28 protein-coding genes, 1 tRNA gene and 1 pseudogene are annotated in these 25,007 nt (G+C 38.2%); 20 read left to right on the top strand and 10 right to left on the bottom strand.

Annotated features, from left to right (window positions below; all coding sequences use genetic code 11):
- Positions 1-17 precede the first annotated feature (17 nt).
- From spoVAC to JFV29_RS06220, 5 genes are all read left to right on the top strand, one after another.
- Entirely contained in the window at positions 18-488 is a 471-nt protein-coding gene (spoVAC, locus tag JFV29_RS06240; RefSeq protein ID WP_053345019.1) for a stage V sporulation protein AC, read from the top strand.
- Positions 489-491: 3 nt separating this feature from the next.
- Complete coding sequence (spoVAD, locus tag JFV29_RS06235; protein WP_057217808.1) at positions 492-1,517, top strand: stage V sporulation protein AD; 1,026 nt, start codon at positions 492-494, stop codon at positions 1,515-1,517.
- A 16-nt stretch (positions 1,518-1,533) separates the two neighbouring features.
- Positions 1,534-1,890: a stage V sporulation protein AE gene (spoVAE, locus tag JFV29_RS06230; RefSeq protein WP_053345021.1), complete on the top strand. Its 357-nt coding sequence runs from the start codon at positions 1,534-1,536 to the stop codon at positions 1,888-1,890.
- Positions 1,891-1,994: 104 nt separating this feature from the next.
- Positions 1,995-2,147 carry a YjcZ family sporulation protein gene (locus JFV29_RS06225; protein ID WP_201181800.1) on the top strand — a complete coding sequence of 51 codons (153 nt, stop codon included), beginning with the start codon at positions 1,995-1,997 and terminating at the stop codon, positions 2,145-2,147.
- A 118-nt stretch (positions 2,148-2,265) separates the two neighbouring features.
- Entirely contained in the window at positions 2,266-2,520 is a 255-nt protein-coding gene (locus tag JFV29_RS06220; protein WP_053345022.1) for a stage VI sporulation protein F, read from the top strand.
- Positions 2,521-2,586: 66 nt separating this feature from the next.
- Here JFV29_RS06220 and JFV29_RS06215 read toward each other — a convergent pair whose 3' ends face one another.
- Positions 2,587-4,860: an ATP-dependent helicase gene (locus tag JFV29_RS06215; RefSeq protein WP_201181798.1), complete on the bottom strand. Its 2,274-nt coding sequence runs from the start codon at positions 4,858-4,860 to the stop codon at positions 2,587-2,589.
- Positions 4,861-5,015: 155 nt separating this feature from the next.
- Between JFV29_RS06215 and JFV29_RS06210 the strand changes: the two genes are divergently transcribed.
- The gene (locus JFV29_RS06210) at positions 5,016-5,207 is read left to right on the top strand and encodes a hypothetical protein (protein WP_201181796.1); all 192 of its coding nucleotides are present in this window, start codon (positions 5,016-5,018) and stop codon (positions 5,205-5,207) included.
- A 154-nt stretch (positions 5,208-5,361) separates the two neighbouring features.
- On the opposite strand, the gene JFV29_RS06205 is transcribed toward JFV29_RS06210, so the two are convergent.
- The 5 genes from JFV29_RS06205 to JFV29_RS06185 form a co-directional block, all read right to left on the bottom strand.
- The gene (locus JFV29_RS06205; protein ID WP_201181794.1) at positions 5,362-5,847 is read right to left on the bottom strand and encodes a spore coat protein; all 486 of its coding nucleotides are present in this window, start codon (positions 5,845-5,847) and stop codon (positions 5,362-5,364) included.
- A 236-nt stretch (positions 5,848-6,083) separates the two neighbouring features.
- On the bottom strand, positions 6,084-6,347 hold the full coding sequence (locus tag JFV29_RS06200; RefSeq protein ID WP_056528256.1) for a hypothetical protein: 264 nt from the start codon (positions 6,345-6,347) through the stop codon (positions 6,084-6,086).
- Positions 6,348-6,508: 161 nt separating this feature from the next.
- Entirely contained in the window at positions 6,509-6,934 is a 426-nt protein-coding gene (locus tag JFV29_RS06195) for a GNAT family N-acetyltransferase (RefSeq protein WP_201181792.1), read from the bottom strand.
- A 4-nt stretch (positions 6,935-6,938) separates the two neighbouring features.
- Positions 6,939-7,454, bottom strand: a complete 516-nt coding sequence (locus tag JFV29_RS06190; RefSeq protein WP_053345027.1) for a YjcG family protein — start codon at positions 7,452-7,454, stop codon at positions 6,939-6,941.
- Between the two features lie 92 nt (positions 7,455-7,546).
- Positions 7,547-8,269, bottom strand: coding sequence for an alpha/beta hydrolase (locus tag JFV29_RS06185; RefSeq protein WP_053345028.1), 723 nt, complete (start codon positions 8,267-8,269; stop codon positions 7,547-7,549).
- A gap of 187 nt (positions 8,270-8,456) precedes the next feature.
- On the opposite strand from JFV29_RS06185, the gene JFV29_RS06180 reads away from it, so the two are divergent.
- Positions 8,457-9,014, top strand: coding sequence for a phosphatidylglycerophosphatase A family protein (locus JFV29_RS06180; protein ID WP_201181790.1), 558 nt, complete (start codon positions 8,457-8,459; stop codon positions 9,012-9,014).
- A 26-nt stretch (positions 9,015-9,040) separates the two neighbouring features.
- Here the strand turns inward: JFV29_RS06180 and JFV29_RS06175 are convergent, their stop codons facing one another.
- On the bottom strand, positions 9,041-9,262 hold the full coding sequence (locus JFV29_RS06175) for a hypothetical protein (protein ID WP_201181789.1): 222 nt from the start codon (positions 9,260-9,262) through the stop codon (positions 9,041-9,043).
- A gap of 207 nt (positions 9,263-9,469) precedes the next feature.
- Here JFV29_RS06175 and JFV29_RS06170 point away from each other — a divergent pair.
- From JFV29_RS06170 to JFV29_RS30920, 7 genes are all read left to right on the top strand, one after another.
- Positions 9,470-9,541, top strand: a tRNA-Val gene (locus tag JFV29_RS06170).
- A 407-nt stretch (positions 9,542-9,948) separates the two neighbouring features.
- On the top strand, positions 9,949-10,473 hold the full coding sequence (locus tag JFV29_RS06165) for a type 1 glutamine amidotransferase domain-containing protein (RefSeq protein WP_201181787.1): 525 nt from the start codon (positions 9,949-9,951) through the stop codon (positions 10,471-10,473).
- A 445-nt stretch (positions 10,474-10,918) separates the two neighbouring features.
- Positions 10,919-13,021 (top strand): YhgE/Pip domain-containing protein, encoded by a 2,103-nt coding sequence (locus JFV29_RS06160; RefSeq protein WP_201181785.1) that lies wholly within the window; start codon positions 10,919-10,921, stop codon positions 13,019-13,021.
- Between the two features lie 393 nt (positions 13,022-13,414).
- The gene (locus JFV29_RS06155) at positions 13,415-14,257 is read left to right on the top strand and encodes an ABC transporter ATP-binding protein (protein ID WP_201181783.1); all 843 of its coding nucleotides are present in this window, start codon (positions 13,415-13,417) and stop codon (positions 14,255-14,257) included.
- Positions 14,190-14,948 (top strand): ABC transporter permease, encoded by a 759-nt coding sequence (locus JFV29_RS06150; protein WP_053345034.1) that lies wholly within the window; start codon positions 14,190-14,192, stop codon positions 14,946-14,948. The genes JFV29_RS06155 and JFV29_RS06150 overlap by 68 nt, the downstream gene beginning before the upstream one ends.
- A 35-nt stretch (positions 14,949-14,983) precedes the next feature.
- Positions 14,984-15,997, top strand: a complete 1,014-nt coding sequence (locus JFV29_RS06145; RefSeq protein ID WP_201181781.1) for an aliphatic sulfonate ABC transporter substrate-binding protein — start codon at positions 14,984-14,986, stop codon at positions 15,995-15,997.
- A gap of 174 nt (positions 15,998-16,171) precedes the next feature.
- Positions 16,172-16,300: a hypothetical protein gene (locus JFV29_RS30920; protein ID WP_274606908.1), complete on the top strand. Its 129-nt coding sequence runs from the start codon at positions 16,172-16,174 to the stop codon at positions 16,298-16,300.
- A gap of 83 nt (positions 16,301-16,383) precedes the next feature.
- On the opposite strand, the gene JFV29_RS06140 is transcribed toward JFV29_RS30920, so the two are convergent.
- Positions 16,384-17,325 carry a DHH family phosphoesterase gene (locus JFV29_RS06140; protein ID WP_201181779.1) on the bottom strand — a complete coding sequence of 314 codons (942 nt, stop codon included), beginning with the start codon at positions 17,323-17,325 and terminating at the stop codon, positions 16,384-16,386.
- A gap of 519 nt (positions 17,326-17,844) precedes the next feature.
- Between JFV29_RS06140 and JFV29_RS06135 the strand changes: the two genes are divergently transcribed.
- The 4 genes from JFV29_RS06135 to JFV29_RS06120 all read left to right on the top strand — a co-directional run bounded on the left by JFV29_RS06135 (position 17,845) and on the right by JFV29_RS06120 (position 21,283).
- Positions 17,845-19,032, top strand: coding sequence for a CaiB/BaiF CoA transferase family protein (locus JFV29_RS06135; protein WP_201181777.1), 1,188 nt, complete (start codon positions 17,845-17,847; stop codon positions 19,030-19,032).
- A gap of 14 nt (positions 19,033-19,046) precedes the next feature.
- Entirely contained in the window at positions 19,047-20,252 is a 1,206-nt protein-coding gene (locus JFV29_RS06130; RefSeq protein WP_201183407.1) for an acyl-CoA dehydrogenase family protein, read from the top strand.
- 23 nt (positions 20,253-20,275) lie between these two features.
- On the top strand, positions 20,276-20,587 hold the full coding sequence (locus tag JFV29_RS06125) for a DUF3870 domain-containing protein (RefSeq protein ID WP_053345038.1): 312 nt from the start codon (positions 20,276-20,278) through the stop codon (positions 20,585-20,587).
- A 492-nt stretch (positions 20,588-21,079) separates the two neighbouring features.
- Positions 21,080-21,283 (top strand): hypothetical protein, encoded by a 204-nt coding sequence (locus JFV29_RS06120; RefSeq protein WP_201181775.1) that lies wholly within the window; start codon positions 21,080-21,082, stop codon positions 21,281-21,283.
- A gap of 63 nt (positions 21,284-21,346) precedes the next feature.
- Here JFV29_RS06120 and JFV29_RS31580 read toward each other — a convergent pair.
- Positions 21,347-21,424: pseudogene (locus tag JFV29_RS31580) on the bottom strand (CotG/ExsB N-terminal domain-containing protein); the annotation flags it as partial.
- A gap of 150 nt (positions 21,425-21,574) precedes the next feature.
- Between JFV29_RS31580 and JFV29_RS06115 the strand changes: the two are divergent.
- Positions 21,575-22,666 (top strand): CotH kinase family protein, encoded by a 1,092-nt coding sequence (locus JFV29_RS06115; protein WP_201181773.1) that lies wholly within the window; start codon positions 21,575-21,577, stop codon positions 22,664-22,666.
- A 232-nt stretch (positions 22,667-22,898) separates the two neighbouring features.
- Complete coding sequence (locus tag JFV29_RS06110) at positions 22,899-23,852, top strand: TRM11 family SAM-dependent methyltransferase (protein WP_201181771.1); 954 nt, start codon at positions 22,899-22,901, stop codon at positions 23,850-23,852.
- A gap of 57 nt (positions 23,853-23,909) precedes the next feature.
- Here JFV29_RS06110 and JFV29_RS06105 read toward each other — a convergent pair whose 3' ends face one another.
- Complete coding sequence (locus JFV29_RS06105; protein ID WP_201181769.1) at positions 23,910-24,875, bottom strand: MBL fold metallo-hydrolase; 966 nt, start codon at positions 24,873-24,875, stop codon at positions 23,910-23,912.
- Between the last annotated feature and the right edge of the window lie 132 nt (positions 24,876-25,007).

Raw genomic sequence — 25,007 nt, 5'->3', positions numbered from 1 at the left:
AAGAGAGGTTTCTCAATATGAGCAGCAAGGAGAACACAACCCCCCAGCAGGATGCGTATAAAGAGCTTCAAGAGAAGCATGAAATAAAAAGGCCGATCCTGAAGAATTGTATAAAAGCCTTTTTAGTAGGCGGTATTTTCTGTTTAGTAGGACAAGCTATTTCTTACTTTTATATTTATTTTTTCAACTTTACGGAACAGACAGCCGGAAGCCCAACGACTGCGACCATGGTGTTTCTCGCACTTTTAATGACTGGCTTCGGATTTTACGACCGCATCGGACAGTTTGGGGGAGCAGGGAGTGCTGTCCCAGTAACGGGATTCGGTAACGCAGTTATTTCAGCAGCAATCGAACACCGGACGGAAGGATTTGTTCTTGGTGTTGGTTCCAATATGTTTAAATTGGCCGGATCGGTGATTCTATTTGGTGTATTTTCAGCCTTTGTCGTGGCGTTGATTAAAACGATTTATCAAATGATTGGGGGCTAAGCGGTGTTAAAGGGAAAACAAACATGGACGTTCGCCAATAAACCGGTCATTTTGGAAACAGGGGTAACCGGTGGGCCTTTTGAGGCAAATGGAGAAATCGCCGGAGATTTCGATATCCTGTACAGTGATTTATGGATGGAGCAGGATTCGTATGAGAAGGCTCATCGTCATTTGATGGAGAAAGCGGTGGAGCTTGCATTGGAGAAAGGTAAGATAGACAAGGAAAAGGTACAATTTTTCTTGGCGGGTGATTTAATCAATCAGATTACACCCACAAGTTTTGCGGCTAGAACAAATGGTATTCCATATTTCGGTCTGTTTGGTGCCTGCTCTACTTCAATGGAGGGGCTTGCACTATCGGCCTTCATAACCAATTATGGAGGAGCGAACTATGTGTTAACGGGGGCTTCAAGCCATAATGCAGCTGTTGAAAAGCAATTCCGTTATCCGACTGAGTATGGCGGGCAAAAACCACCCACAGCTCAGTGGACGATAACAGGGGCAGGGGTAGCGCTGGTTGCTCCAAACGGTAGCAAGCAGGGAGTATTTCCCCATATTGTTTCAGCCACTATCGGTAAGGTCATTGACATGGGATTGAAAGATCCTTTCAATATGGGAGGAGCAATGGCCCCAGCGGCTGTCGATACGATTTTAGCACATTTCAACGATACGGGTCTGACCCCAGATGATTATGATTTGATCATTACAGGTGATTTAGGACAAATAGGCAGAGAAACGGCAATGGATCTATTAAAGCAGAAAGGCTGCAAGATCAATCAGGAAAAATTCAAAGATTGCGGTTTGATGATATTTAAAAAGGACCAGCCTGTTATGGCAGGCGGTAGTGGCGCGGGATGTTCAGCAGTGGTTTTATATGGCCATATACTTAATGAAATGATTCAAGGTAAATATAAAAAAATCCTGCTTGTTGCAACAGGAGCATTATTATCACCGCTATCTGTTCAACAAAAAAATTCAATTCCATGTATTGCCCATGCGGTGGCCATTGAGTATGGGATGAATTCGTGAAAAAGGAGAGATTTGGATGTTAGCAATGTTTTTTTGGGCCTTTGTCATCGGGGGCTTGATTTGTGTAGTCGGCCAGCTTCTTTTCGATGTGGCTAAGCTGACACCAGCACATACCTTAAGCCTGTTCGTTGTAATTGGAGCTGTACTTGGAGGGTTTGAATTATATGAACCGCTTGTTGATTTTGCCGGGGCAGGAGCTACCATACCAATCGTATCGTTTGGGAATTCGCTTGTAGGCGGTGCCATGCTAGAAGCGGATAAACATGGACTCGTTGGCGTACTTACCGGTATGTTTGAAATCACGAGTTCCGGTATCTCGGCAGCCATCATTTTTGGATTTATCGGTGCCTTAGTCTTTAGGCCTAAAGGATAAAGTTTCAGTAGAAATAGGCAGCCTGGACTAGGACATGGCCTATACATATTTGTCCTGACCTACATATGTTATCAGTAAGCTAAGCGAGAGCGAGGTGAATGAGTATGTTTGGTTACGGTGGCTACGGCGGCGGCTACGGTGGATGTTGTGGCGGTGGCGGTTATGGATATGGCGGCGGTTTCAGCGGTGGATCTACGTTCGTTGTAATTGTTGTTTTGTTTATCCTATTGATCATTGTAGGGGCTTCCTTCTGCTAAAAGAAATGGAATAGGCAGAAGAAGCCTATTCCATTTCTTTTTATTTATATTTACATAATCCTTGCACCATTTTTCTGATACTTCCATAGGATAGGTACAGAAAAGGAGGGGCTTAGGCATGGATAATAACTTTTTTAAAAACATAGAAGGTAAAACGGGCGTAAATATGAAAGATGTATTAGAGTTGGCAAACTCTCTACAGGGTGCCAATTTTAAAGATGAATCTACTGTAAGGAGCGTTATTAAACGTGTTTCGAAAATAGCTAATAAACCTGTTACTAAGGAAATGGAGGATAAAATTGTTCACTCCATCGTAGCTGAAGGGAATAAACTGGATTTCGGGACGATTTCTAATATGATAAATAAAAAATAATCAAAACAGGGGCCTGCGGTAGATGCAGCCCCCTGTTTTAATATCTAGTTACAGGTTAACCTTGGGTCAAAACTTTAAGAATCGTGAAGGGTGGGCGGTTCGTCCGCGTCTAGTTTGCAGGACGGAAAGGTAAAGATCCTTCTTCGCCCGGGTTGCTGCTACGTAGAGCAAGCGTCTTTCCTCTTCAAGAGGTGCAAGTTCCCCTTTCCGGTATGATTCAAGCGCAAAGTCATGCGGAATGCTGCCATCGACAGCAGCAAGAACGTAAACAGATTGATATTCAAGCCCTTTGGAACGGTGTATGGTCGTTAGTTGTATGGCATCTTTAAAATGTTTTGACAGCTGTTTAACCTCCTGGACCATGGCTGTCATATGGTCGACATGGTCTAGGAAGGAGGCGACGGTTGGAAAACGGTTTGCAGCCACTTTTAGGTCGCGGATATCATCAGAACCTTTTTCGAGATTGGCTTCATTTCCGCGTTTTTTTACATATTCTTGATACCCTAAATCTTTCTCGATGATTTCTAAAGCTACGAGCGGTGACATACTTTTTATAGCACGGATTTGTGTCGGAATCGTCTTTAATTTCCGTTCCTGAAAAGCATGCCCCGTTTTAACAAAAGCAAATGCATCAATAAAATCACAATCCTGAAGTATCGTCTGTGCCTTTAATTCCTGTAGTATACTTTGCTTTAAAAATAATGAAGAAAGGACATCCGATGCTGCCTTGCTATCCTGAGGAAATAGACTCAAACGCATGAAGGCAAGCATACCTCGAATCACTCGGCGCTGATAAAACGAATCCGCATCTTTTTCAATTACAAAGGGCAGATTGGAAGCTGCTAGTCTTTCAAAAATGGCCCGCGACATTGTATGTGTTCTGTACAAAACCGCAAAGTCACCAGGGTTTGCTCCTTTGGCGATTTTTTCCTGGATATCGGATACAATCATCGTGGCCTCTAATTCCTCATCATGAGGATAAAATAACACAGGAGGATTGCCATGATTATGCTGTGCACGCATCTTTTTTTCCATTCTGTGCTGATTGCGCTTAATCATCCGGTTGGCTGTAGCGACAATTTCATGTGAAGACCGGTAATTTTCGGTTAGTTTTACAACTTGAGAACCGGGGAAATCGTAATTGAAATTTAGAATATATTTCGGATCACTCCCACGGAATGAATAGATGGCTTGATCGTCATCTCCGACGGCGCAAACATTTTTTGATTCAGCCGAAAGAAGTTTTATCAGTTCATATTGAACTTTATTTATATCCTGAAACTCATCAACTAAAAAATAGTGAAACCTTTGCTGATACTTTTTTAAAAATTCTGGGTGATTTTTAAAAAATGTATAACAGCCGACAAGCATATCATCAAAATCGTATTTTCCTGTTTGCTCTTTATATTCTTCATAATTCTTATATAAAAATAGACAGGATTTTTCCCATTCGTCATTCGGTTTGATATCGTCTGGAAAAACCAATGAGTTTTTCCAAAGACCAATTTGCTGAAGAGCTTGATCATATGCAAATTCCTTATCATCGAGTTCCAATTCCCGACCAGCCTGTTTCAATATTTTTTCTTTCTCCCAATCCCACTTTAATAGTAAATCCCGTTGCCATTTGGTTGGCTCATGGAAAATCAGTATTTTATAAAAGATACTATGGAAGGTACCACTAACAATTTGAGAAACAAGGGAAGGAGTCATATAAGGGTAGCTTAGCAGGCGCTGTTGCATTTCCTTGGCGGATTTCGCCGTAAAGGTTACAAGCATGATACTTTTTGGATTGATTTTTTTTACCGTTAGCATATAAGCAGTGCGAACAGTTAATACCCGAGTTTTTCCGCTGCCGGCTCCCGATAGGACAAGAAGTGGTCCATCAATCGTCATTACTGCTTTTAATTGCTCCGAATCGAGTACTACTCCTCGTACGGATAATTCTTGAAAGTAAGGGTCTTCTAGTTGTTCTAGGATAGAAGGTTTATCTGTAAAAGGCGGGTTACCTGTAATCGTTCGGCTTTTTAGGTAAGGTTCAGTAATTGTTTTCGTTTCAGTAATGGTCCGTGATTTAGGAATCTTAAACCCATTCTGTTCCATATATTCTAATGGTTTATCCTCATTTATTGGTTCCAAATTTGGCACTTCACAGTCTGACCGTGAAGGGTCACTATGATAAAAATAGGGTGTCTCATGGATCCCGATAAATAATTTTAATGGTTTATGACAAATGATACAAGAAAGCTGGTCACGTTTTCCTTTTTCAAAAAGTGTCTGCAGCTCACCAGCTGAAACAGTATGTAAATGTACGATTTCATTGCCAGATTTTGCTTGATTCATATAAATGGATACCTCTAATCTATTAAAAATATCGGCAATATTCATCATACCAGAAGATTAGTAAAATAAGAATGTGAAAATGATGTTTCAATATCATCCCAGATAGGTAAGTAAATTAAATTACATTATTTCTATTTATAATGGGAGGGATAACGATGGGATACATAGCACCTGTAACACAATTTGATTATATTCAATACGCCAACCGGATAGTCAAGGCTGCAGAGAATGTAAGAAATGTGAAAGGAACAGCACCCATTCAACCTATCCGTTATAATCAAGTTATGGAAGACGTAACGGGACGTTTTAAAAAAAATACCAAATTTATTACCAAAACCAGGAAATAACAAATGGAACAGGAACTTATAAGATTCAAATCGGGATGAGGAAGAAAGAAGAACTAAAGGCTGAGATAACAGGAATAGGGGGGATTTTAACGAAGTAGTGTAAATCTTTAATAAAAAACAAAAGAGGACACGTAAGTGTCCTTTTTGTTCTTTCTTAAAGAATGTCTATTTCTACAATTAAAGCTAACAACAATTGCAGTAAAAGTTGGATGTTAATGGCGATATCTGCATCAGTTGTTGTAATATCGATATCACGGCTGTTTTCAACAATCGTTTTTTGGCGTGTAATTTGTCTTACATTAGAAGATTGAATTAACTCTTGGGTAATTCGATCAGCATTTTCAGAATCTGCAATGGAAATACTTACGATGACCGCAATTGCTGCTTGTAGAGCCGCTTGTAATGAAAGTGCCGCTTTAACATCTGTAGAAGTAACATTTACATTACAAGAATCTTTAATGTAAATTAGTTCTTCAGAAAGTTGAAGTTGAGAATTCTCCTGTCTTGCCTCTTGTTCAATCTGGTTTTCTTCGTTGCAGAATCCTGTTAAGGGATGGCGTGAAGCGGAATCTAGAGCCGACCATGATCTGTCAGAGTCTTCATGAGTGTTACAGTTGCTACGAAATACATTTTGGTTCATGTCGTTTTTTCCTCCTTAGGTTTTATTCCCTATTAAAATATGCTTGGATGGTTAATCTGGTTGGACGAATAAATCAATTCATTCGTCTATTTTTTAATACTTAAGCAAATTATTAGTGAGACGGGGATGAAATTATAACGAAGCTGGAAATTCAGGAATGAAATGTAAGTGTTGCTAGGTCTAGTTTTACTTAATTCTCCAGCAAGTAAGGTTTCTTTAGATAAATAATGGTGAAGTTATTTATCTTTCGAATCCCTATATTTGGTTTGATAAGAATTTGTTACTGGGTTAACATCATTTTCCGTGATTTTCTTTTCTTGGTTTATGAGAATTTGTGATTGTTCCTGTAAATAGCGGATGGTTTCTTTTAAGTTGTTTCTCTCTTTTTCGGACAAATCAACTTTCTCTTTTTTGAAACCATTTTTTCTCAAAGTCCGTGAAACCAGCAGTTCCATTAGTCTTTTTTGAGACTCCTCCAGGTTAAATTCATTGTTACTCATAAAATTTTCCCTCCTTCTTGCTTTCTATATATAGACTATGTATATTTGCGAAGATTGCCATTGAACGGAAACGGTTTTTTTTAAAGATTTAAAAATTAACTCGTGAAAACAAAAAAAAACGCTGCCCATCCAGAAAAATGGATGGACAGCGTTTTGTATTATTAAATGTTTTTCTTCATCGTTTTATGGGGTATGCCAGCGTCCATAAATTCGTCGGAAACAATCTGATAACCTAGTTTCGAATAAAAAGGAATCGCGTGTAGCTGAGCATCAAGCTTTAATTGAGGAATTTTATTTTGTTCGGCAAATTCCTCAATAGCACTCATAATCATAGCACCAGCTCCATTTTTTCGTGCTGTTGAAAGTACACATATGCGCTGGACCTTACCAACGCCGTCAATGATCCTGAATCGCCCGGCCCCAACCGGCTGTTCTTGTTCATTATATAAAACGAAGTGAGTGGAGTCTTCTTCGTATTGATCAATCTCTTCTTCAATTGGGACATTTTGTTCATCGACGAATACTTTTTTTCTAATCATATAAGCATACTCACGCTCTTGGGTGTTTTCGGCAATTTTTACAAACACGAAATTATTCAGCTCCTAATCTAAATGTTTCATATACAGTCCATGCCCCATCTTCAAGCTGGTACAATAAGTGGATTCGCTTTACTTCTTCTTCATGGCTAACATCTAGCATACTAAGTTGGCCTAAAACATCAGAGTGCTCATTATCGGATAAATCCTGAGCAATCGTAATATGCGGAACAAAGGCATGTTCACTTTCACTTTTGCAAAATTTCTCATCGTGAAGTGCTACATGCAGCTCTTGAAGTTCCTCGGATAATTCGACTTTAAAATAAATTGTATTGCTCACGGGTTGGAAAGACTTCGCTTTCGTTACATTTAACTTAAAAGGCTGGAATTTTTTTGCAATGTCTTTTAATCGTTCTGCAACAGTAGAAATTTCCATATCCGTAGCTTCAAACGTTTGTTTAAGCGTAATATGTGGTGGAATGAAAGCGTACTTCGTATCATAACGTTTTCGATAGGAGTTAGCTAAATCTTGAAGTTTTTTTGAAGGGAAAATTGCAACACCATATTTCATAATTGAAACCTCCTGAAATTTTTAATAGTTGTAATATTGTATTTGGATATGTTTTATAGAAACCTTTCTTAAAAGAAGGGTTTCTAGTTTTGTTAGAACATTTCCAATAGTGCTCTTTTTAAATCTGCCTGCCAATACTTCCAGGTATGATTACCTTCAAATTCTTCATAGAAGCAAGGAAATCCTTTTTGGTTTAATAATTTATGCAATTCCCGGTTAGGTTCTATAAAGTTAGCCCGATTTCCATCTGTCGTGGGAACATCGGTTTCCTCGGTCCCAATTACATGATAAAGTTCTAGGAGATGCGGATTCTCAAAATTACGGACGGCATCCAATACTGCTTCATTTGCAAGAGGAGATTGCATGATGCACTTCCCAAATGTATGAGGATATTGAAGAGCAGCCAATAAAGAAACAGTGCCACCAAGAGAGTCACCGATTAAAGCACGACCATGCCCCATTTGATAGGTTGGGAATTCATCATCTAAAAACGGAACAAGTTCATGGGCGAGAAAACGTATGTATTCAACGTGCTGTTCCCCATCTGGATGATATTTACGTCTGCGGTCAAATCGATCTTTATAAGGAATACCGACGACGATGATATTCTCAATTTCATCGTTCCCTAATAGTTCATCGGCTACGCGACCAATCCGTCCCATCTGAAAGTAATCACGGCCATCCTGAGCAATGACAAGCGAATATTTATATAGTGGAGAAAAATTAGCAGGCAAGTAAACAAGTAGCTCCAATTCTTCTGCTAAAGCTTCACTTTTAAACATGTACTCTTTTATCGTGCCTTTACGTAAACTCATTCTTCCGCACCTCTATAATTAATAATGAAAAACCACTTACTTGGCTATTTTATCACAGCTTCGCATCTTTTTCTCGTGACAAGAATTTCAAATAGAAAAATTTCATTTTATTTTCTGAAAATTTAAAATATAAGATGCTATAATGAAAGGATATAGAAAAATATTACAAAAAAGAGGTGGCAGAGAAATGACAGATGTACACGTACACAGCAGGGAAGTAACAAGAGCGGCTAAGCAAACATTAATAGAACGTGGTGTCAGTGTGGAAGCCATTGCAGAAATTGTATATGAATTGCAGTTCCCTTACAAAGCTGATTTGAAATTGGAGGAATGCATTCGCAGCGTAGAGCGCGTTCTTTTAAAAAGGGAAATTCAACATGCTATTTTAGTCGGTGTGGAGCTTGATAAACTTGCTGAGCAAAAGAAGTTATCAGAACCGCTGCAATCAATTGTTGAATCGGATGAAGGCTTGTTCGGAGTGGATGAAACCATTGCCTTTGGTGCAGTTCTAGGCTACGGAAGCATTGCTGTAACAACCTTTGGACATTTAGATAAAAATAAAATAGGTGTCATTCACGAACTGGATAAAAAGCAAGAAGGAGTCGTTCATACATTCCTGGATGATATCGTTGCAAGTATTGCTGCGAGTGCCGCTTCAAGATTAGCACATCGTCTTAGAGATGAAGAAGAATCATTAACTGAGAAAGAAAAGGACATTCAGGAAGAGGAAGAATTAATCGGTTAAATTTTTACGAAATAATACCATATTTTTCATCCGGATCTATCATACCTAGGTTTAATAAGGCGGGCAGAAAGAATATTGTCCATTTTAAATGTTCGTTTTGTCTGCCTTAGAAAACAATAGGCACGAATATGTCCTGGATTTATTTCAAGCACCTGAATTTTCCGCTGGGTAATCTTCCCTTGTTCGGAGAGATAAATAATCTCTAAGGGAATATTTTCCTCCATATGTTTACGAAGAATATATTTCATTTTTTATCACTCCTTAGCTTACTTTTATTATATACGAACGTATGTTTTTTATGCAAATAAAAAAAGAACACTAGTTCGTATTTTTGGGAGAGAAATTCCTTGAAAGATAAACATAAAATTTTTTTGAAATAATTCGTTGACTTTTTATTAAAAAAACTTATAATAAATTATGTACTTAAGTAATAGAACAAGCTAAATAATACATACGACTTGTTAGCTCAGTGGGAGAGCACTTCCTTGACAGGGAAGGGGTCGTGGGTTCGAATCCCTCACAGGTCATCCGAACGGCGGAAGCATTGTTAAGCAATGTTTTTGCCGTTTTTTATTTTATCATTTTACTATACAAAGAAGATCGTTACGTATAAACCTTACCCTCGAATATCTTGTTCGGGGGTTTTCTATGTCCATAGAATAGAATGGAACAGTGTCGATAATAGATATTTGAAAATGTAAATTTCTGTATGGGGAAATGCTAGTTTCGGAGAAAAAATCATGAAAGACTAAAAATTTAATTTCAAGGAAAATATTAAAAAGGTAATTAAATGGTAAAATAACTATGGGAACAGAGTAGCAAAAATAGATACTTTCATTGTTATATTAAAAGATTAGCTGGTAGCAGGAAAGGGCAATATATGTGGAAGTAAGTGAAGGGGAACCATGTATTTTAATAAAGAAGGAGAGATTACATGCGATTAGTAGGAAAGAAAATTATCAGTCTTGTGCACCATGATTTCGAAGATTTAGAGCTCTGGTATCCAATCTTGCGTTTAAAAGAAGAGGGAGCGATTGTTCACCTCGCTGGAGAAAAGGCGAATGAAACATATATTGGAAAATATGGTGTGCCTGCTGTATCAGATTTTGCATATAGTAGTATTAAAGCGGATGAATATGATGCCATCCTTGTCCCAGGAGGTTGGGCCCCTGATAAAATTCGTCGTTTTCCTGAAGTGATTACACTTATCCAGAACATGGAAAAAAGTAAAAAGCCAATCGGACAAATCTGTCATGCAGGATGGGTCTTAATCTCTGCTAAAATTTTGCAGGGGAAGAATGTTACGAGTACACCTGGTATTAGAGATGATATGGAGAATGCCGGGGCAACATGGATAGATAAGGCTGTTGTAGTAGACGGACATCTTGTATCCAGCAGACGTCCTCCAGATCTTCCAGATTATTTAAGAGAATTGATAAAAGTAATTGAAAAACGTTAAAACATAATATGACAAAAAAAGTGGTTTTTCCTCATGGAGAAATCACTTTTTTATCAATGAATTTCTGATTAATTTTTAGAAAATATAATAAAGAACGAACCCGGAATGTTAGTAATTATGGTCTCAAAATTGTAACCGCTTATACAGTAAAATTCAGGATACAGTAAACAAGGGCCTCGGGCACTGGTTGGGAAGTGTTATTGAGATGTTTGAAGGTAAGGTAAAAATCAGAAGAGGATAAAAAGTATTCGTACCAACTAGCAATTCTTTATTAAAAGAAATAAGTCAAAAAAAAGAAATAAGTCAAAACTCTAAGAAGCGGGTGTCGTTAACGACACCGGCTTCTTTTCAATATGGGGAAAGACTATGGATATGTTTACTTAGTATTGATCGAGACTATTTTTCTAATAATAGTAACAAAAAACTATTTGCGCGGGGGTAAGGTTTGAAAAATATTCGAGAAATTTTCATTGACGATTTAAAAAGTATTTATAGGAATTTGTTTGTCTGTATCGTTGTTGTTTTTCTAATGTTTATCCCGTCTATTTATGCTTGGTTCAACATTGTTGCTTCTTGGGACCCTTATGCCAATACGGAAGGAATCCTTGTCGGTGTTTCCAATAATGATAAAGGTACAGAGTTAAATGGTAAAGCCGTGAACTTAGGCAATGAAGTTATAGAGGGGCTAAAGGGGAATTCAGATTTAGGCTGGAGATTCACAACAGAAAAAGATGCCATTGCAAAGGTGAAAAAGGGAGATTATTACGCATCTATCATCATTCCAGCTGATTTTTCAGAACATATTGCGACCATCATGACAGATGACCCCATTAAAGCGGAGATTGATTACTATGTTAATGAAAAAATCAATTCCATTGCTCCTAAAATGACTGCAGCAGGGGCTAATAGTATTGTGGACAATGTGAGCAAAAGCTTTATTAAAACAGCTAGCGGGAGTATCCTTTCAATCTTCAATGAACTGGGAATCACGTTGCAAAATGAGTTACCGACCATTCAAAAAATGAAGAATATGGTGTATTTATTAGAGGAGAAACTGCCTGAGCTTGAGCAAAATATCAAAACAGTCCAAACACATGTAAAAAGGGCTGAAGACATCATTAAGATGGTTAATGATGGTCTGGATTCAATTGAAGGAATAACGTCACAAAAAGACAAATTAGTGTCAGACGTTTCTAGTTATGTAGATTCAACAAGGCAGGCATTCGAGGGGATCAATCCATTATTAGAAAATGATCTTGCAAATGTAAGAAGCGATAATGAATCTATTTTAGTGCTAGCAAACCGGTTAACGAATCAGGAGCTGCCTAGCGATGAAGTGGATCAGATAGTTGAACAAGGGATAACGAGGATAAAAAAAGAGTTGTATCTGTTGGACAGTATGTATAATTTATTGGTGAGAGTCAATCAATTTAGTGAGAATAACTGGCTTCAACCAGAAATAAAGCTAATGGATAATCTGCGGGATAATGCTTCGAATCAACTTCAAGCGCTGAATAACCGTTCCTTTGGCTCACTTATAGATCTTGGTGAGAACAATGATAAAGTCTTGGCAAGCTTCCAGGATAACTATTCAAAGGAAACAGGACCAAAATTCAATGAAATTTGGAATGAAACGGATTCCATATTGAAAAAAGTTCAGCTCACAATGGAAGAGGGTAGCCAGGTTCTTCCCGAAGTAAGGACACTGTTAAATGAGACCAATCGAACGTTGGAAACTCGCACAGGAGAAATCGATAAGTTACAGAATAAGTTTCCAGAAATCGAAACGAAAATAAAGGCTCTAGCGGCTAAAATGAGAGAAATCGATAAGTCTTATAACATGGAAGAAGTGATTGCTTTCTTAAAAAATGACATCGAGCAAGAAAGCGACTTCTTTTCAGAACCAGTGCTACTCAATAAACACAGTTTATTTCCGATTCCAAACTATGGATCAGCCATGTCCCCATTCTTCACCGCACTTTCACTTTGGGTGGGTGGCACAATATTAATTTCCATGCTAAGCGTGGATGTTTCTCATAAAGTTTACAGCCCGTATCAAATATATATTGGGCGGTACCTAATATTCTTCATCATTGGGTTAATGCAGGCACTCAGTGTTTCTATAGGCAATATTATCCTAATTGATGTATATGTAGCTGATAAATTTGAGTACATCGTGTTTTCTGTCTTGATTAGTACAGTATTTACACTCATTGTCTACACCTTTGTTTCAGTTCTTGGAAATGTGGGAAAGGGAATAAGTGTTGTCTTAATGGTCCTCCAAATATCAAGTTCAGGCGGGACCTTCCCTATTCAAGTGACACCACCATTTTTTCAACATATCAATCCCTTCTTGCCATTCACCTATGCAGTTGGTTTACTTCGTGAATCGGTTGGGGGAATAACCTGGAGTGTCGCTGGCAAGGATATTTTTGTCTTATTTCTCTTTTTAATAATCACTCTCATCTTAGGTATCGTTCTGAAGAAACCATTGCATGCTAGAACGCAAAAAATGAAGGATAAATTATATGGAAGCAGAATTTTTTAAAATAGAAACGAGAATATATGTATGTCTCCAGTTCGTCAAATAGGTAGGGTAGTCTTTGAAGTCTGTCAAGTATGTTTGCGCTAGAAATTGGTCCAACTACTTTTCTTAAATGTGAAAGGTTTGCGCGTTTACAAAAATAATCATTGCAGAATAGTCTGGATCTTTGTTTTATTAAGGGTCTCAGGCTATTTGTCTATTTATGGGTTGGAACTAGAATAATGTTTCTTACGAAATTAAGTAGTATTGTTTTATTTATACAATAAAAAGAGTTGATTGAAAAATACCGATAAATTAGAATTTTTGCATTTTTATAGTTGACAAAAACCATTGGATTAATCATTATTAAGAAATAATGTTTAGTAAATCAATGCGATTTAAAAGTGGGGTGACTTTATGTATTTAACAATAGATGGAATTGAAAAAAGTTTTTTGAATGAAAAGAAAGAAAGCATAAAGGTGCTCGATGAGATTAACATAGAGGTGGAGAAAGGAAGCTTCGTTTCGATTGTTGGGCCATCAGGCTGCGGTAAATCGACACTCCTGTATCTAATTGCTGGTCTGGATAAGGCTGATAAAGGGGAGATCCGTGTAGCTGGAAAAAAGGTGATGAAGCCAGGACCGGAACGAGTCGTAGTGTTTCAAGAGGCAGGGTTATTTCCTTGGTTAACGGTACTTGAAAATGTTACATACGGATTGAAGTTAAAGAAAATGCCCAAAGAAGAGGCGAAATCGAAGGCATTAGACATTTTAAAAATGGTTCACCTCAGCCGCTATGTGGATTCCTATCCACATCAGCTCTCAGGGGGCATGAAACAGAGGGTGGCCATTGCAAGAGCGCTGGTTATGGAACCGGATATTCTGTTGATGGATGAGCCATTTTCTGCGCTTGATGAGCAAACGAGGATGGTCTTGCATAAAGAGCTGCTCGAAATCTGGAGAAAAACAAAAGTGACAATCTTTTTTGTTACCCATAATATTCGTGAGGCTGTTCAGCTTTCTGAAAGAATTATCGTCTTTGCAACCCGTCCCGGGAAAATTAAAGAGACGATTTCCGTCCCATCCATGAAAGATGGAGTTATGCCAGATAGTGTAACTTTGAACACTGAACAAAGGGTTCTATCGATCTTGCAGGAGGAAATTGAAAAAGTGTTGAAGGAGGAAATGGGGAATGATTACAGCTTTAAGACGAATCATATTCATCGCGATGATAGCGGGGATATGGGAAGTCACATCTAGACTTTCCAGTCTTCCAGATTTCATGTTTCCGAGCCTGACTCAAGTGTTGGAAACTCTGTTTAATGGACTAGTTAGCGGACAAATAACCGATGCTATCGGAAAAAGCCTTGGCCGTATCCTGATCGGCTTCACGATTGCCATTATAATAGGTCTGATATTAGGATATTTCATTTGGCGCTTTAAACTGGTTGAAGATACGCTTGGATTCGTCGTGACGGCTTTACAGTCCATACCGAGTATCGTTTGGTTCCCTTTAGCAATAATTTGGTTTGGATTGAATGATTTTTCGATTCTCTTTATCGTCACTATCGGCGCAACTTGGACGATGACAGTTAATGCAACCAGTGGATTCCGGAATGTGCCCCAGCTGTATCAACGGGTTGCCAAAACATATGGATCGACCGGGTTTCATTTTCTACGTACCGTGATTTTACCAGCATCTGTTCCACAAATAATATCCGGGCTGCGAATTGCATGGGCATTTTCTTGGCGTGCATTGATGGCAGGTGAATTACTTGGCGGTGGCGGCGGTCTTGGACAATTGCTAGAAATGGGTAGATCGCTCGGACAAATGGATTTGGTCATCTCCGTAATGATCATTATCGCAATTATCGGAACAATCGTGGATAATGTTGTCTTCTCACGTCTAGAACGAAATGTTCAACTGAAATGGGGAGTAAATCAACGGTAGTTTAATAAGATTATAGTTTAAAAGGAGAGGGAAATATGCTGAAAAAATCATTTTTTGCCCTTATTATGTCTGTATTGTTAATCGGAATAGTAAGCGGATGCACACAATCCACAAGTAAAGAAGAGGGAAAAGGCACTGGGAAACAAACTGTGAAAATTGGATATTTTCCTAACTTAACTCACAGTGCAACGATTATTGCACTTGAAAAAGGCTTTTTTGAAGAAGAGTTCGGTGAAGATGTTAAGATTGAAACCAAAACAGTGGCTAATGGTGGGCTATTTATGGAAGCAATGGCTACAAACGCTATTGATGTCGGAACAGTTGGGCCTGGTCCATTACTTAACTTTTACGTTAAAAACCCGGAATACCACCTGATTTCTGGAGCTGTTAATGGCGGGGCCGTTCTTGTGGCTAGTGAGGGCAGCAAGGTAACGGATTTAAAAGATTTAGACGGTAAAAAAGTAGCGATTCCTGTTATAGGGAGCACACAGGATGTCATGCTTAGAAAAGCGCTTCAAGACGTTGACTTAAAACCGACTACTAACGGAGGAACAGTTGAGTTATATGCGGCAGCACCCGCTGACACAACAGCACTTTTTGTCCAAAAATCAGTCGATGCTGCAGCTACCCAGGAACCATGGGGATACGTATTGGAAAACCAGGCAAAGGGAAAGTTAGTGCTTGACTGGGATCAGTTTGCATGGGGAAAAGATTCACCAAACACGGTAGTGGCTGCAAGTCAGAAGTTCTTGGATAAAAAGGGGCTCGCCGCATCTTATTTGAAAGCTCACAAAAAAGCAGTGGATTTTATCCAAAACAATCCTGAAGAAAGCCAAGAATTAGTTATTAAGCATTTAAAGAAACTAACTGGAAAAGAATTAAGCAAAGAAGAAGTTACCTCTGCGTTTTCACGCTTAGAAGTAACGACGGAAGTTAATGAACAAGTTATTCAGGAAATGGCTGATATAAGCAAAGAAGCGGGATATGTTCCTAGCAGTGATATTAAGGGTATGGTTGACTTATCTATTCTTAAAGAAGTATCCAAGTAATTAATGTAAAAAAACGCCTCAGCCGATTTTTGGCCTTGGGCGTTTTTTTTGTGCGCCTTAATAGATTTGAGAAATATTGAATGTTAAATACGGTTTATATAGTAATGTGAAAATGTTTTTGCAAATCATATGAAAGTAATAGATGAATTCGAATATCAAGCGGAGAGGTTTGAAATGAGTCAAAAGAGTAGTCAAACAACCATTGCTGTGAATTTCCCAATAACTTCTTATGATAAATCTGAAAATTTAACATTCTTAGTAGATGAACTGGGTAAAGTGGAGCTGAAGGCAGTTAAAAAATAAATGGTAGAGAGAGCCTCATGCCTTAGACTGATATAGGTTTGAGGCTTTTTACTTTACCTAGGAGCAGGCAATTTTTCTCTAGCTTACTTTGGGCAAACTTGATTTAAGGCCTCAATAACATGATCTACTTCTTCCCACGAATGGATGGTTGCACCGGCAGCAAATGAATGCCCTCCTCCATTGAATTGCCGGGCAATTGAAGAGATAGGGATATTTCTTGAACGAATTCTGACACGGATTTCCGTCGGATATTCGATAAAGAACGCCCAGATTTTGTTTCCTTTAATAGAAGAAAGGGTGTTAACTAAATTTGAAGCTTCTACTCGGTCTACACCATACTTATTTAACAGTTCCTTTGTCATAATAAAGTAAGCTACCCCTTTATCGGTTACTTTGAAGCTCATAAGAATATCTTTTTGAAGCCTTGAAGAATTTTTAGTCTTTGTATTAAGGAGGTTATGGATTCTTTCTGGTTGAAAATTATAAGTTCGTAAGAGCGAAACCGTTTTTAAGGTCCTAGGAGAAGTATTTCCATTCAAGAAACGCCCTGTATCACTAATTATCCCTGCATAAAATGCTTTAGCTGCTTCTTTGTTTATTTTAAAATCCTCTGGAAAATTCAAAAATAAGTCAACAAGCATTTCACTTGCAGAGCTATAAGAAGGGTCAACCCAGGAAAGGTCACCGAATTGTTCATATTCGGGGTGGTGGTCAATTTTAATCAACATGTCCCCAAGTGTATATCGGGAATCACTAATGCGTGAAGTGTTAGAAGTATCGCAAACGATCACTAATGCGCCCTTGTAAGTTTTATCAGGGATAACTTCCATTTTACTAATAAACAACAGGCTATTCACTTCTTCTCCTACCACATAAACCTCTTTGGAAGGGTAGGAATGTTTAATTAGTTGTTGTAGACCGACTTGTGATCCCAATGCATCCGGGTCCGGATTAATATGACGGTGAATGATAATAGTAGAATAGTTCTTGATGGCTTCGACTATTTCGTTTTTAATATTTTCCATTTTGCCATCTCCCTTTGAATCATTAATTACCTCGCCGATCAATATTAAATTTTAAAAAATTTAAATAAGAAAAGAAAGCAAGTACTCTTGAATCATATTTACATATAGAAATAGGTACTCTAATCATCACATGTCACAACTATTAAGGCAATTCCAAACACCATAAAGATGAGTAGAGAGATTTCAGAGTGTATTAGGAATGTCAATATTTCAAATTCATAATTAAACAGTTTAGAGAGGGGTACAATTAAATTAGCTATTATTAAGTAATAAACAAAATTATTGCAAAATTCAATTAATAGTTTTATACTTAATTTACCAAACCGATGACGGCAAGTTACCTTGCTGCAAAGCCGGCTTGGTTTAAACTTAGAATTTATAAAATTGACTTTGTTCACTTGATCTTCCTTTGCCGGTAGACAAGCCATGGATAAGAGTCAGTGAAACGTTCAATGTAATAACATTGTTGGTTTTGCTGGCTCTTTTTGTGTATCCCGAAAGTTAGAAAGGGGTGATAAAATGAATGGAGCTTTGGATGGAGTCCGGATTATCGATGTATCCCGTGTTTTGGCGGGGCCGTTTTGTTCAATGATTCTCGGAGATTTGGGAGCGGATGTAATTAAAATTGAGCACCATGAATCAGGTGACGAAACGAGAGGCTGGGGTCCACCGTTTGCCCAAGGAGAAAGCGCTTACTATTTATGCGCCAACCGAAATAAGCAAAGCATGACTTTGAATTTAAAGTCTGAAAAAGGGAAAGAGATTTTCCGTAAGCTGGTGTCTTCGGGGGATATAGTGGTTCAAAACTTTAAGACAGGTACCTTGGAAAAAATGGGGATAGGTTATGAGGAATTAAAGGAATTCAACCCCCAATTGATTATGGCCTCGATCACAGGGTTTGGTTTAACCGGCCCTTATAAAGATTTACCTGGCTACGATTATATCATTCAAGCGATGAGTGGTTTGATGAGCATCACGGGAGAAACGGATGGGAGTCCCATGAAAGTCGGCGTTGCTATTGCTGACATATTGACTGGTTTATATACATGCATAGGCATTTTATCAGCTTTACATCATAGGGAAAAAACGGGGGAAGGACAGGAAATTGATATTTCGTTAATGGATTGTCAGGTTTCTTCATTAGTAAATGTTGCCAGTAATTATTTATTCAATGGAATAACTCCTGAGCGAATGGGAAATCAACATCCGAATATTGTGCCTTATCAAACTTTTCATGCAAGCGATGGAGAGTTAGTCGTGGCTGTAGGAAATGATGAGCAGTTCAGGCGATTCACATATGTTTTAGAAAGACCGGATTTAGCGGAGCAGGAACAGTTTAAGCGTAATGAAAATCGTTTGCTTAACAAGGAAGAATTAATACCGATAGTTGAAGATTTGTTAAAAAGAAAGACAAAAAAAGAGTGGAAAATGCTGCTTGATGACGCGGGGATTCCAAATGGACCAATTAATACTATCGCAGAGATGTTAGAGGATCCCCAAATAAAAGCGAGAGACATGTTGGTGAATATGGAGCATCCTACTGTTGAAAATCTGAGAGTAACAGGATCCCCCTTAAAACTTTCGAAAACACCTGTCACGATGAGAAAGCATCCACCGCTGTATGGAGAGCATACTGATTCGATTTTGGCTGGAATTGGGTATAAACCAGACGAAATAATCAAATTTAAACAAAATAAAATTATTTAGGAGGAATTTAGATGATGAATTTCGAATTAACAGAAGAGCAGCAAAGTGTGAAAAAAGTGGTAAGGAAATTTGTGGATAAGGAAATTATCCCATACATTCAAGAGTGGGATCGACAAGGACAGTTTCAACCTCATATTCTAAAGAGATTGGCAGAATTGCAGCTGATGGGTGTTTGTATCCCTGAAGAGTATGGTGGAGTCGGAATGGATTATAATACCCTCGCTATCGTTTGTGAAGAGTTAGAGCGTGGTGATACGGCTTACCGCACTGCAGTTTCAGTACATACAGGGTTGAATAGCATGACTTTATTGCAATGGGGAACTGAAGAACAAAAACAAAAATATTTAGTACCGCAAGCAAAAGGAACTAAGATTGGCGCTTTCGGACTGACTGAACCGAATGCAGGGTCTGACGTAGCAGCAATGAAATCAACGGCTAAGCGTGATGGGGATTATTACATTTTGAATGGATCAAAAACTTGGATTTCTCTCTGCGATTATGCGGATCATTTCCTCATTTTTGCTAAGACGGATCATGATCTTGGCTCCAAAGGGATTACTGCTTTTATTGTAGAACGTACTTTTGAGGGAGTGGAATCCAAAGCCATTAAAGGAAAATTAGGAATTCGCGCAGGAAATACAGGCGAAGTCTTTTTAACGGATGTAAAGGTTCCAATTGCGAATAGACTTGGTGAAGAGGGAGAGGGCTTCAAAATTTCCATGTCAGCATTGGACAGCGGTCGTTTTACAGTAGCTGCAGGTGCTGTAGGGTTAATCGAGGCAAGTCTAGAAGCAAGCTTAAAGTATTGCCATGAGCGCAGTACATTTGGAAAAGAGATTGGTAGGCATCAGCTTGTTCAACAGATGATTGCTAAGATGAGCGCGAATCTAGAGATTTCCAGATTGCTGGTCTTTAAAGCTGGAACATTAAAAAACCAAGGCAAACGTAATACCAAGGAAACATCACTTGCTAAGTGGGTTTCATGTAATGCAGCGAACGAAGCAGCGAATGATGCGGTTCAAATCCATGGTGCCTATGGCTACTCGGATGAATATCCGGTGGAACGTTTCCTACGGAATTCAAAAGCTCCAGTCATTTACGAAGGAACGCGTGAAATTCATACTGTAATGCAGGGGGAATACGCTCTGGGCTTCAGACAAGATAAAGAACTACGTAAGCAATTGCCTGCATGGCCCTTCGAGCAGGTTTCCGTACATTAATTACAGACAGAGGAGATCAGATGATGAACACATATTTTATTGCAGGACATGCAAAACTTCCACAAGGTATGGCAGCGAGGAATGTATATGATTCCATCACAATCACTGTAGAATTGGACTTTAAATATGGTGTTATCGTTGATGCATCCTGTACCCTTGCTACAGAACATGGCAGGGAATACATTCGTCAACTACTTCGCGGTTATTGTCTTAAAGATGGTATCGAAGAATTGATTGATCGTGTGCAAATGTATTATCGTGGTAAGGCAGGTCAAGCGATTCAAGCAGGGCTGAAGGATGTATATGCACAGTTCGAATTGGTCTCCGTTAAATAAGAATTAAAATGGATCGTGCCGGTCTTAAAGCCGGTAGGATCCTTTTTTTGACTGCATTGCAAGGTACGCACTTTCATTGTGCAAAAATAATGAAGGTGGTCCATGCCCCCCTAATTGGGCATGTGTTGAATTGCCGTTAATGCATATGGTAGTAATTCTGATTTCTACATTGGGTGATCGTTCATGAGATTTGACAGATTCTTTAGTAGTTTAAAAAAAGCTAGTTATATTTTTTCATAATAATAGAGGTGATAAAAAAGTATCACCTCTTTAAAAATATTTTCAACGTTCTGAAGTTGCCTCTTCTAAAGATTTCTCCTCAAAACATTCATACAATTAAAAGTTCCATCTACAATTATTTCGGAAGCAAATGGAAGGCCTTCTATGGCATCGCCGATTGTTGGAAGAACGTCGATTTCCGCAAGAACGCCGATTTCTGCTAGTACGTCGTTCAGTCCTGCAGGTAGATCTCCTTCTCCAGCAAGAGCCTAGTTGAGTCCTGCAAGTACATCTCCTTCTCCAGCAAGAGCGTCGATGAGACCTGCAAGTAGAACGGTTCCTGCTGGTGCGTCGGAGAGACCTGCAAGTAAACCGGTTCCTGCTGGTGCGTCGTTGAGTGCTACAAGTAGAGCGGTTCCTGCTGGTACGTCGTTGAATGCTACACGTGGCCCGATTTCTGCTGGTGCGCCGTGGTGAACGACGAGTACTCCGCCTTTTTCTATTCTTTTTCCTCGTAGAACGGGCTCTTGAACGAGGGTCCTGATACATGAAGTCGCTTAACCCAAAACAATTAGCCCTATCCACCGCATTTTGTATATCACGAGAAATATTTGACATATATTTATCCTCCTTTTCCATAATAAACTATGTTGCTTGTACGTAATGTGCTATTGATTATCACAAAACCTTTTTAAAAAAATTAGTTATTTTTGTGGCATCCTTCGCTTTTTTTCATAAATTAAAATGAAAATGAAAGGGAAGGGTTATATGAATGCTGACAAGGAAATGCCTATATATCAGCTTTTTATTCCACCTGTAAATTTAATGGAACTTCGTAGAGACATTTGGTGCAATGATCCGGTATGTGCAAAGTTAACAATAAACAGAAAAAAACTCGATATTGATATCGTTTACCGTGGCTCCCATATCCGAGATTTTCGGAAGAAGTCCTATAATGTAATCTTTTACAAGCCAAATACTTATCGAAATGCCAAAGAAGTGCATTTAAACGCTGAATATAAGGATAAATCTTTACTAAGAAATAAATTATCATTAGATTTTTTTGCAGATATAGGAACTTTATCACCAAGATCCCAATTTGTTTTCCTGAATTTGAATGGGAAGGACGAGGGGGTATACCTAGAATTAGAATCAGTAGATGAACATTATTTGAAGAATGGAAACTTGCCTAAAGGATCTATTTTTTATGCAGTTGATGGAGATGCTAATTTCTCGTTAATGAGTGATTTAGACAAAGGAATTAAACAATCTTTAGAATTGGGCTATCAAAAAAAATGTGGGACAGCTCAGGATGAATTATATTTACAAGAATTAATTATCAATATTAATACAATTCCAAGAGTGGATTTTGAAAAGGAAATTGTAAAATATGTAGATGTGGAAAAGTATCTGCGGTGGCTGGCTGGTGTCATTTTCACACAAAACTTTGATGGATTTGTTCACAATTATGCTTTGTACCGAAATGGAGACACTGGACTATTTGAAATCATCCCGTGGGATTATGATGCGACATGGGGGAGAGATGTAAATGGAAAGGTGATGGAGGAGGACTATGTTGGTATTAAAGGCTTTAATACATTGACTGCAAGAATTCTGGATATAGATACATTTCGTCAAAAATATCAACGTCTTTTAAAAGAGATTATGAACAATCAGTTTAACGTAAGATATATGGAACCTATTATTCAGGATATGTATAACCAAATCAGACCGTATGTTCCGAAAGATCCATATATTAGGGATAATATTGAAATTTTCGATAAAGAACCTGATTTCATCCTCAATTTCATAGAGTCACGGGCAAATTATATAAATAGTCAATTGCATACATTAGATTAATTACTTGTTTAACATTCACTTGTTTTTCCAATCGAAGTTGTAAGATATTGCGTATATTTTTTAGCTTTAGATGGAGGAAGGTAAATGGTTAAATTTTATTAAAAACGGCAGGTACGCTGAAAGAACAGCGTTCCTGCTGTTTTTCGTCATGATTCTATTTGCTTTTCTAATCTTTTAAAGCTATGTTTGATAGAAAGATATAATCTAAAGTATTATGAAGGATGGGAATACATTGAATAATCATAGCCGTTTGCCGGCATATATATATACCTTTACGTGCAGCCCAGATGAACGCTCTTTATGTAATATGGAGATGCGCTCGTTCTTCGGTTTAGAAGCATCAGTTAATATTTTGAAAAGTAATATTGAAATTGAACCGAGCAGAAGTCCGTTTATTAAAGGACGGGTCGAGGTGATGTACGAAGGGGAAAGCATATCCGAAATTGTTGAGCAGGTAAAAAATATTCACTTACCATATTCAACATTTAAAGTGTTATTTGTTAAAATTAATGATTTGGATAAAGAAGCAAAAATAGATTATGATGGACAACGTGAAATTGAACGGGAAATTGGCTGGCACATTCAGGGAAATGCCGATGTACGTAATCCTGATCAGGTCTTTGGTATTGTGCCACTTGGTGGTCGTTGGTATTTCGGGAAATATGTTAAACCGGAAGCTGTTTGGTTACATCATATGAAAAAGCCTCGTGAGTATTCAACAGCACTTAGCACAAGAGTAGCCAGAGCCATTGCTAACATTGCGGTTCCACATCCAGATGGAGTGAAAGCCATTGATCCATGCTGCGGCATTGGGACAGTGTTAGTGGAAGCCCTATCAATGGGCATAGATATTGATGGTCGCGATATCAATCCTCTTGTGACAGATGGATCGAGAGAGAATATTGCTTATTTCGGACTCGAAGGTGATGTAACAACCGGTCCAATCTCAGATGTTACGAAAAATTATGATGTAGCGATTATTGATATGCCTTACAATCTATATACACATGCGACTCCGGAAGATCAACTCTCAATCCTTAAACATGCCAGAAGCTTTGCTGACAAGGTGGTTGTCGTAACCATTGATACGATGGATCACATGATTGAAGAAGCCGGGTTTGAAATTGCAGATCGATGTGTGGCCAAGAAAGGCATTTTTTCCAGACAGATTGTTTTGTGTGTATAAGCTTAATTGGGAAGATAAAAAGGCTGAAATCTTTGTGGATTTCAGCCTTTTTGATTTTTACTTAACGTAATAATGAACCACATTTTTGATAATTTCCTTGTTGATCTTTTCCTGATATTCTAAGTAATCTAAATGACCAATAATTTCTGACATGACAAGCGGGAACTCTTTTACATATTTTTCTTTGTAAAAGGTTTTCGCCAGTTCATTACCCGTCAAAATTCCGGATTCTATTAAAGCCAAGATTTTTTGTGATTTTGACTCAATACTGTTGAGTCTTTTTTCAATTAAAGAACCGGGGTGTTCGATGATATTACCATGTCCTGGTAAAATGAGATTAATCTGTAATGATAAACACCGCTTTAATGAATCGATATGATCCACAAGCGTCAGCATTCTATTGCCGTTTTCATCAGGTTCAATCAAGGCGTTACTTGAAATATGTTCAATCAATAAATCACCAGCAAGCAGCCGTTTCTCTTTTTGGTCAAGGAAGGCTATTTGATCCGGGGCATGTCCGGGAAATTCGATTACTTCAAAGTTCAGCCATTTTTTTTCCGTGATTTCAATGATGTCACAATTCAGTCTTTGATCTTTATTATTATCAACGGCATTGAATAAATAGGCGACTTGTTTATCACCTAGTTCACCACAGCCCATTTGAAGGTAAAGCTGTTTATAAAATTCAATTCTCATACTTAAGAAGTCAGGATCCCGTTTTAAACGAGGAACGGATTTAGAATGGGCATAAACAGGAATCGGGTGGAGTGCAGTAATCCGGTTAACCAAACCTACATGGTCTCCATGGTGATGGGTTAACAAAATTTCTGTAATATCCTTAATGGTAAAACCATTTTCCTTTAATGTATTCTGTAATGCATTCCAGCAAACATCGTCATTCATACCAGCATCTACTAATGTTAAAGATTCATCCTGTTTTACTAAGTAAAAGTTTATGCTTTTCAATGATAAAGCACTTTGAGCCATAATTGGATAAATTTCAAGTAATGTATTAGTTTTCATGAACGTCGCCTATCCTCCCAAATTGAGATTAACTAAATAGTGATATTACTAATAATGAGCAAGTATATATAAAGGGTTATTAATCTATGATGAGATGAATGAAATGAAACTGTCAAGCGGAAACTTCCAAAT

This window comes from Peribacillus sp. TH16 (genome assembly GCF_016651095.1).
Classification (GTDB): domain Bacteria; phylum Bacillota; class Bacilli; order Bacillales; family DSM-1321; genus Peribacillus; species Peribacillus butanolivorans.
This window is presented reverse-complemented; position numbering and strand designations above follow the sequence as displayed.

Coding starts and splice junctions, on each gene's coding strand:
- JFV29_RS06125 (WP_053345038.1), top strand. CDS start 20,276: ATGAACACATATTTTATTGCAGGACATGCAAAACTTCCACAAGGTATG.
- JFV29_RS06150 (WP_053345034.1), top strand. CDS start 14,190: ATGATTACAGCTTTAAGACGAATCATATTCATCGCGATGATAGCGGGG.
- JFV29_RS06215 (WP_201181798.1), bottom strand. CDS start 4,860: ATGAATCAAGCAAAATCTGGCAATGAAATCGTACATTTACATACTGTT.
- JFV29_RS06165 (WP_201181787.1), top strand. CDS start 9,949: ATGCGATTAGTAGGAAAGAAAATTATCAGTCTTGTGCACCATGATTTC.
- JFV29_RS06200 (WP_056528256.1), bottom strand. CDS start 6,347: ATGAGTAACAATGAATTTAACCTGGAGGAGTCTCAAAAAAGACTAATG.
- JFV29_RS06135 (WP_201181777.1), top strand. CDS start 17,845: ATGAATGGAGCTTTGGATGGAGTCCGGATTATCGATGTATCCCGTGTT.
- spoVAC (WP_053345019.1), top strand. CDS start 18: ATGAGCAGCAAGGAGAACACAACCCCCCAGCAGGATGCGTATAAAGAG.
- JFV29_RS06105 (WP_201181769.1), bottom strand. CDS start 24,875: ATGAAAACTAATACATTACTTGAAATTTATCCAATTATGGCTCAAAGT.
- JFV29_RS06140 (WP_201181779.1), bottom strand. CDS start 17,325: ATGGAAAATATTAAAAACGAAATAGTCGAAGCCATCAAGAACTATTCT.
- JFV29_RS06225 (WP_201181800.1), top strand. CDS start 1,995: ATGTTTGGTTACGGTGGCTACGGCGGCGGCTACGGTGGATGTTGTGGC.
- JFV29_RS06205 (WP_201181794.1), bottom strand. CDS start 5,847: ATGAACCAAAATGTATTTCGTAGCAACTGTAACACTCATGAAGACTCT.
- JFV29_RS06115 (WP_201181773.1), top strand. CDS start 21,575: ATGAATGCTGACAAGGAAATGCCTATATATCAGCTTTTTATTCCACCT.
- JFV29_RS06220 (WP_053345022.1), top strand. CDS start 2,266: ATGGATAATAACTTTTTTAAAAACATAGAAGGTAAAACGGGCGTAAAT.
- JFV29_RS06180 (WP_201181790.1), top strand. CDS start 8,457: ATGACAGATGTACACGTACACAGCAGGGAAGTAACAAGAGCGGCTAAG.
- JFV29_RS06130 (WP_201183407.1), top strand. CDS start 19,047: ATGAATTTCGAATTAACAGAAGAGCAGCAAAGTGTGAAAAAAGTGGTA.
- JFV29_RS06210 (WP_201181796.1), top strand. CDS start 5,016: ATGGGATACATAGCACCTGTAACACAATTTGATTATATTCAATACGCC.
- JFV29_RS06185 (WP_053345028.1), bottom strand. CDS start 8,269: ATGAGTTTACGTAAAGGCACGATAAAAGAGTACATGTTTAAAAGTGAA.
- JFV29_RS06175 (WP_201181789.1), bottom strand. CDS start 9,262: ATGAAATATATTCTTCGTAAACATATGGAGGAAAATATTCCCTTAGAG.
- JFV29_RS06190 (WP_053345027.1), bottom strand. CDS start 7,454: ATGAAATATGGTGTTGCAATTTTCCCTTCAAAAAAACTTCAAGATTTA.
- JFV29_RS06145 (WP_201181781.1), top strand. CDS start 14,984: ATGCTGAAAAAATCATTTTTTGCCCTTATTATGTCTGTATTGTTAATC.
- JFV29_RS06155 (WP_201181783.1), top strand. CDS start 13,415: ATGTATTTAACAATAGATGGAATTGAAAAAAGTTTTTTGAATGAAAAG.
- spoVAE (WP_053345021.1), top strand. CDS start 1,534: ATGTTAGCAATGTTTTTTTGGGCCTTTGTCATCGGGGGCTTGATTTGT.
- JFV29_RS30920 (WP_274606908.1), top strand. CDS start 16,172: ATGAGTCAAAAGAGTAGTCAAACAACCATTGCTGTGAATTTCCCAATA.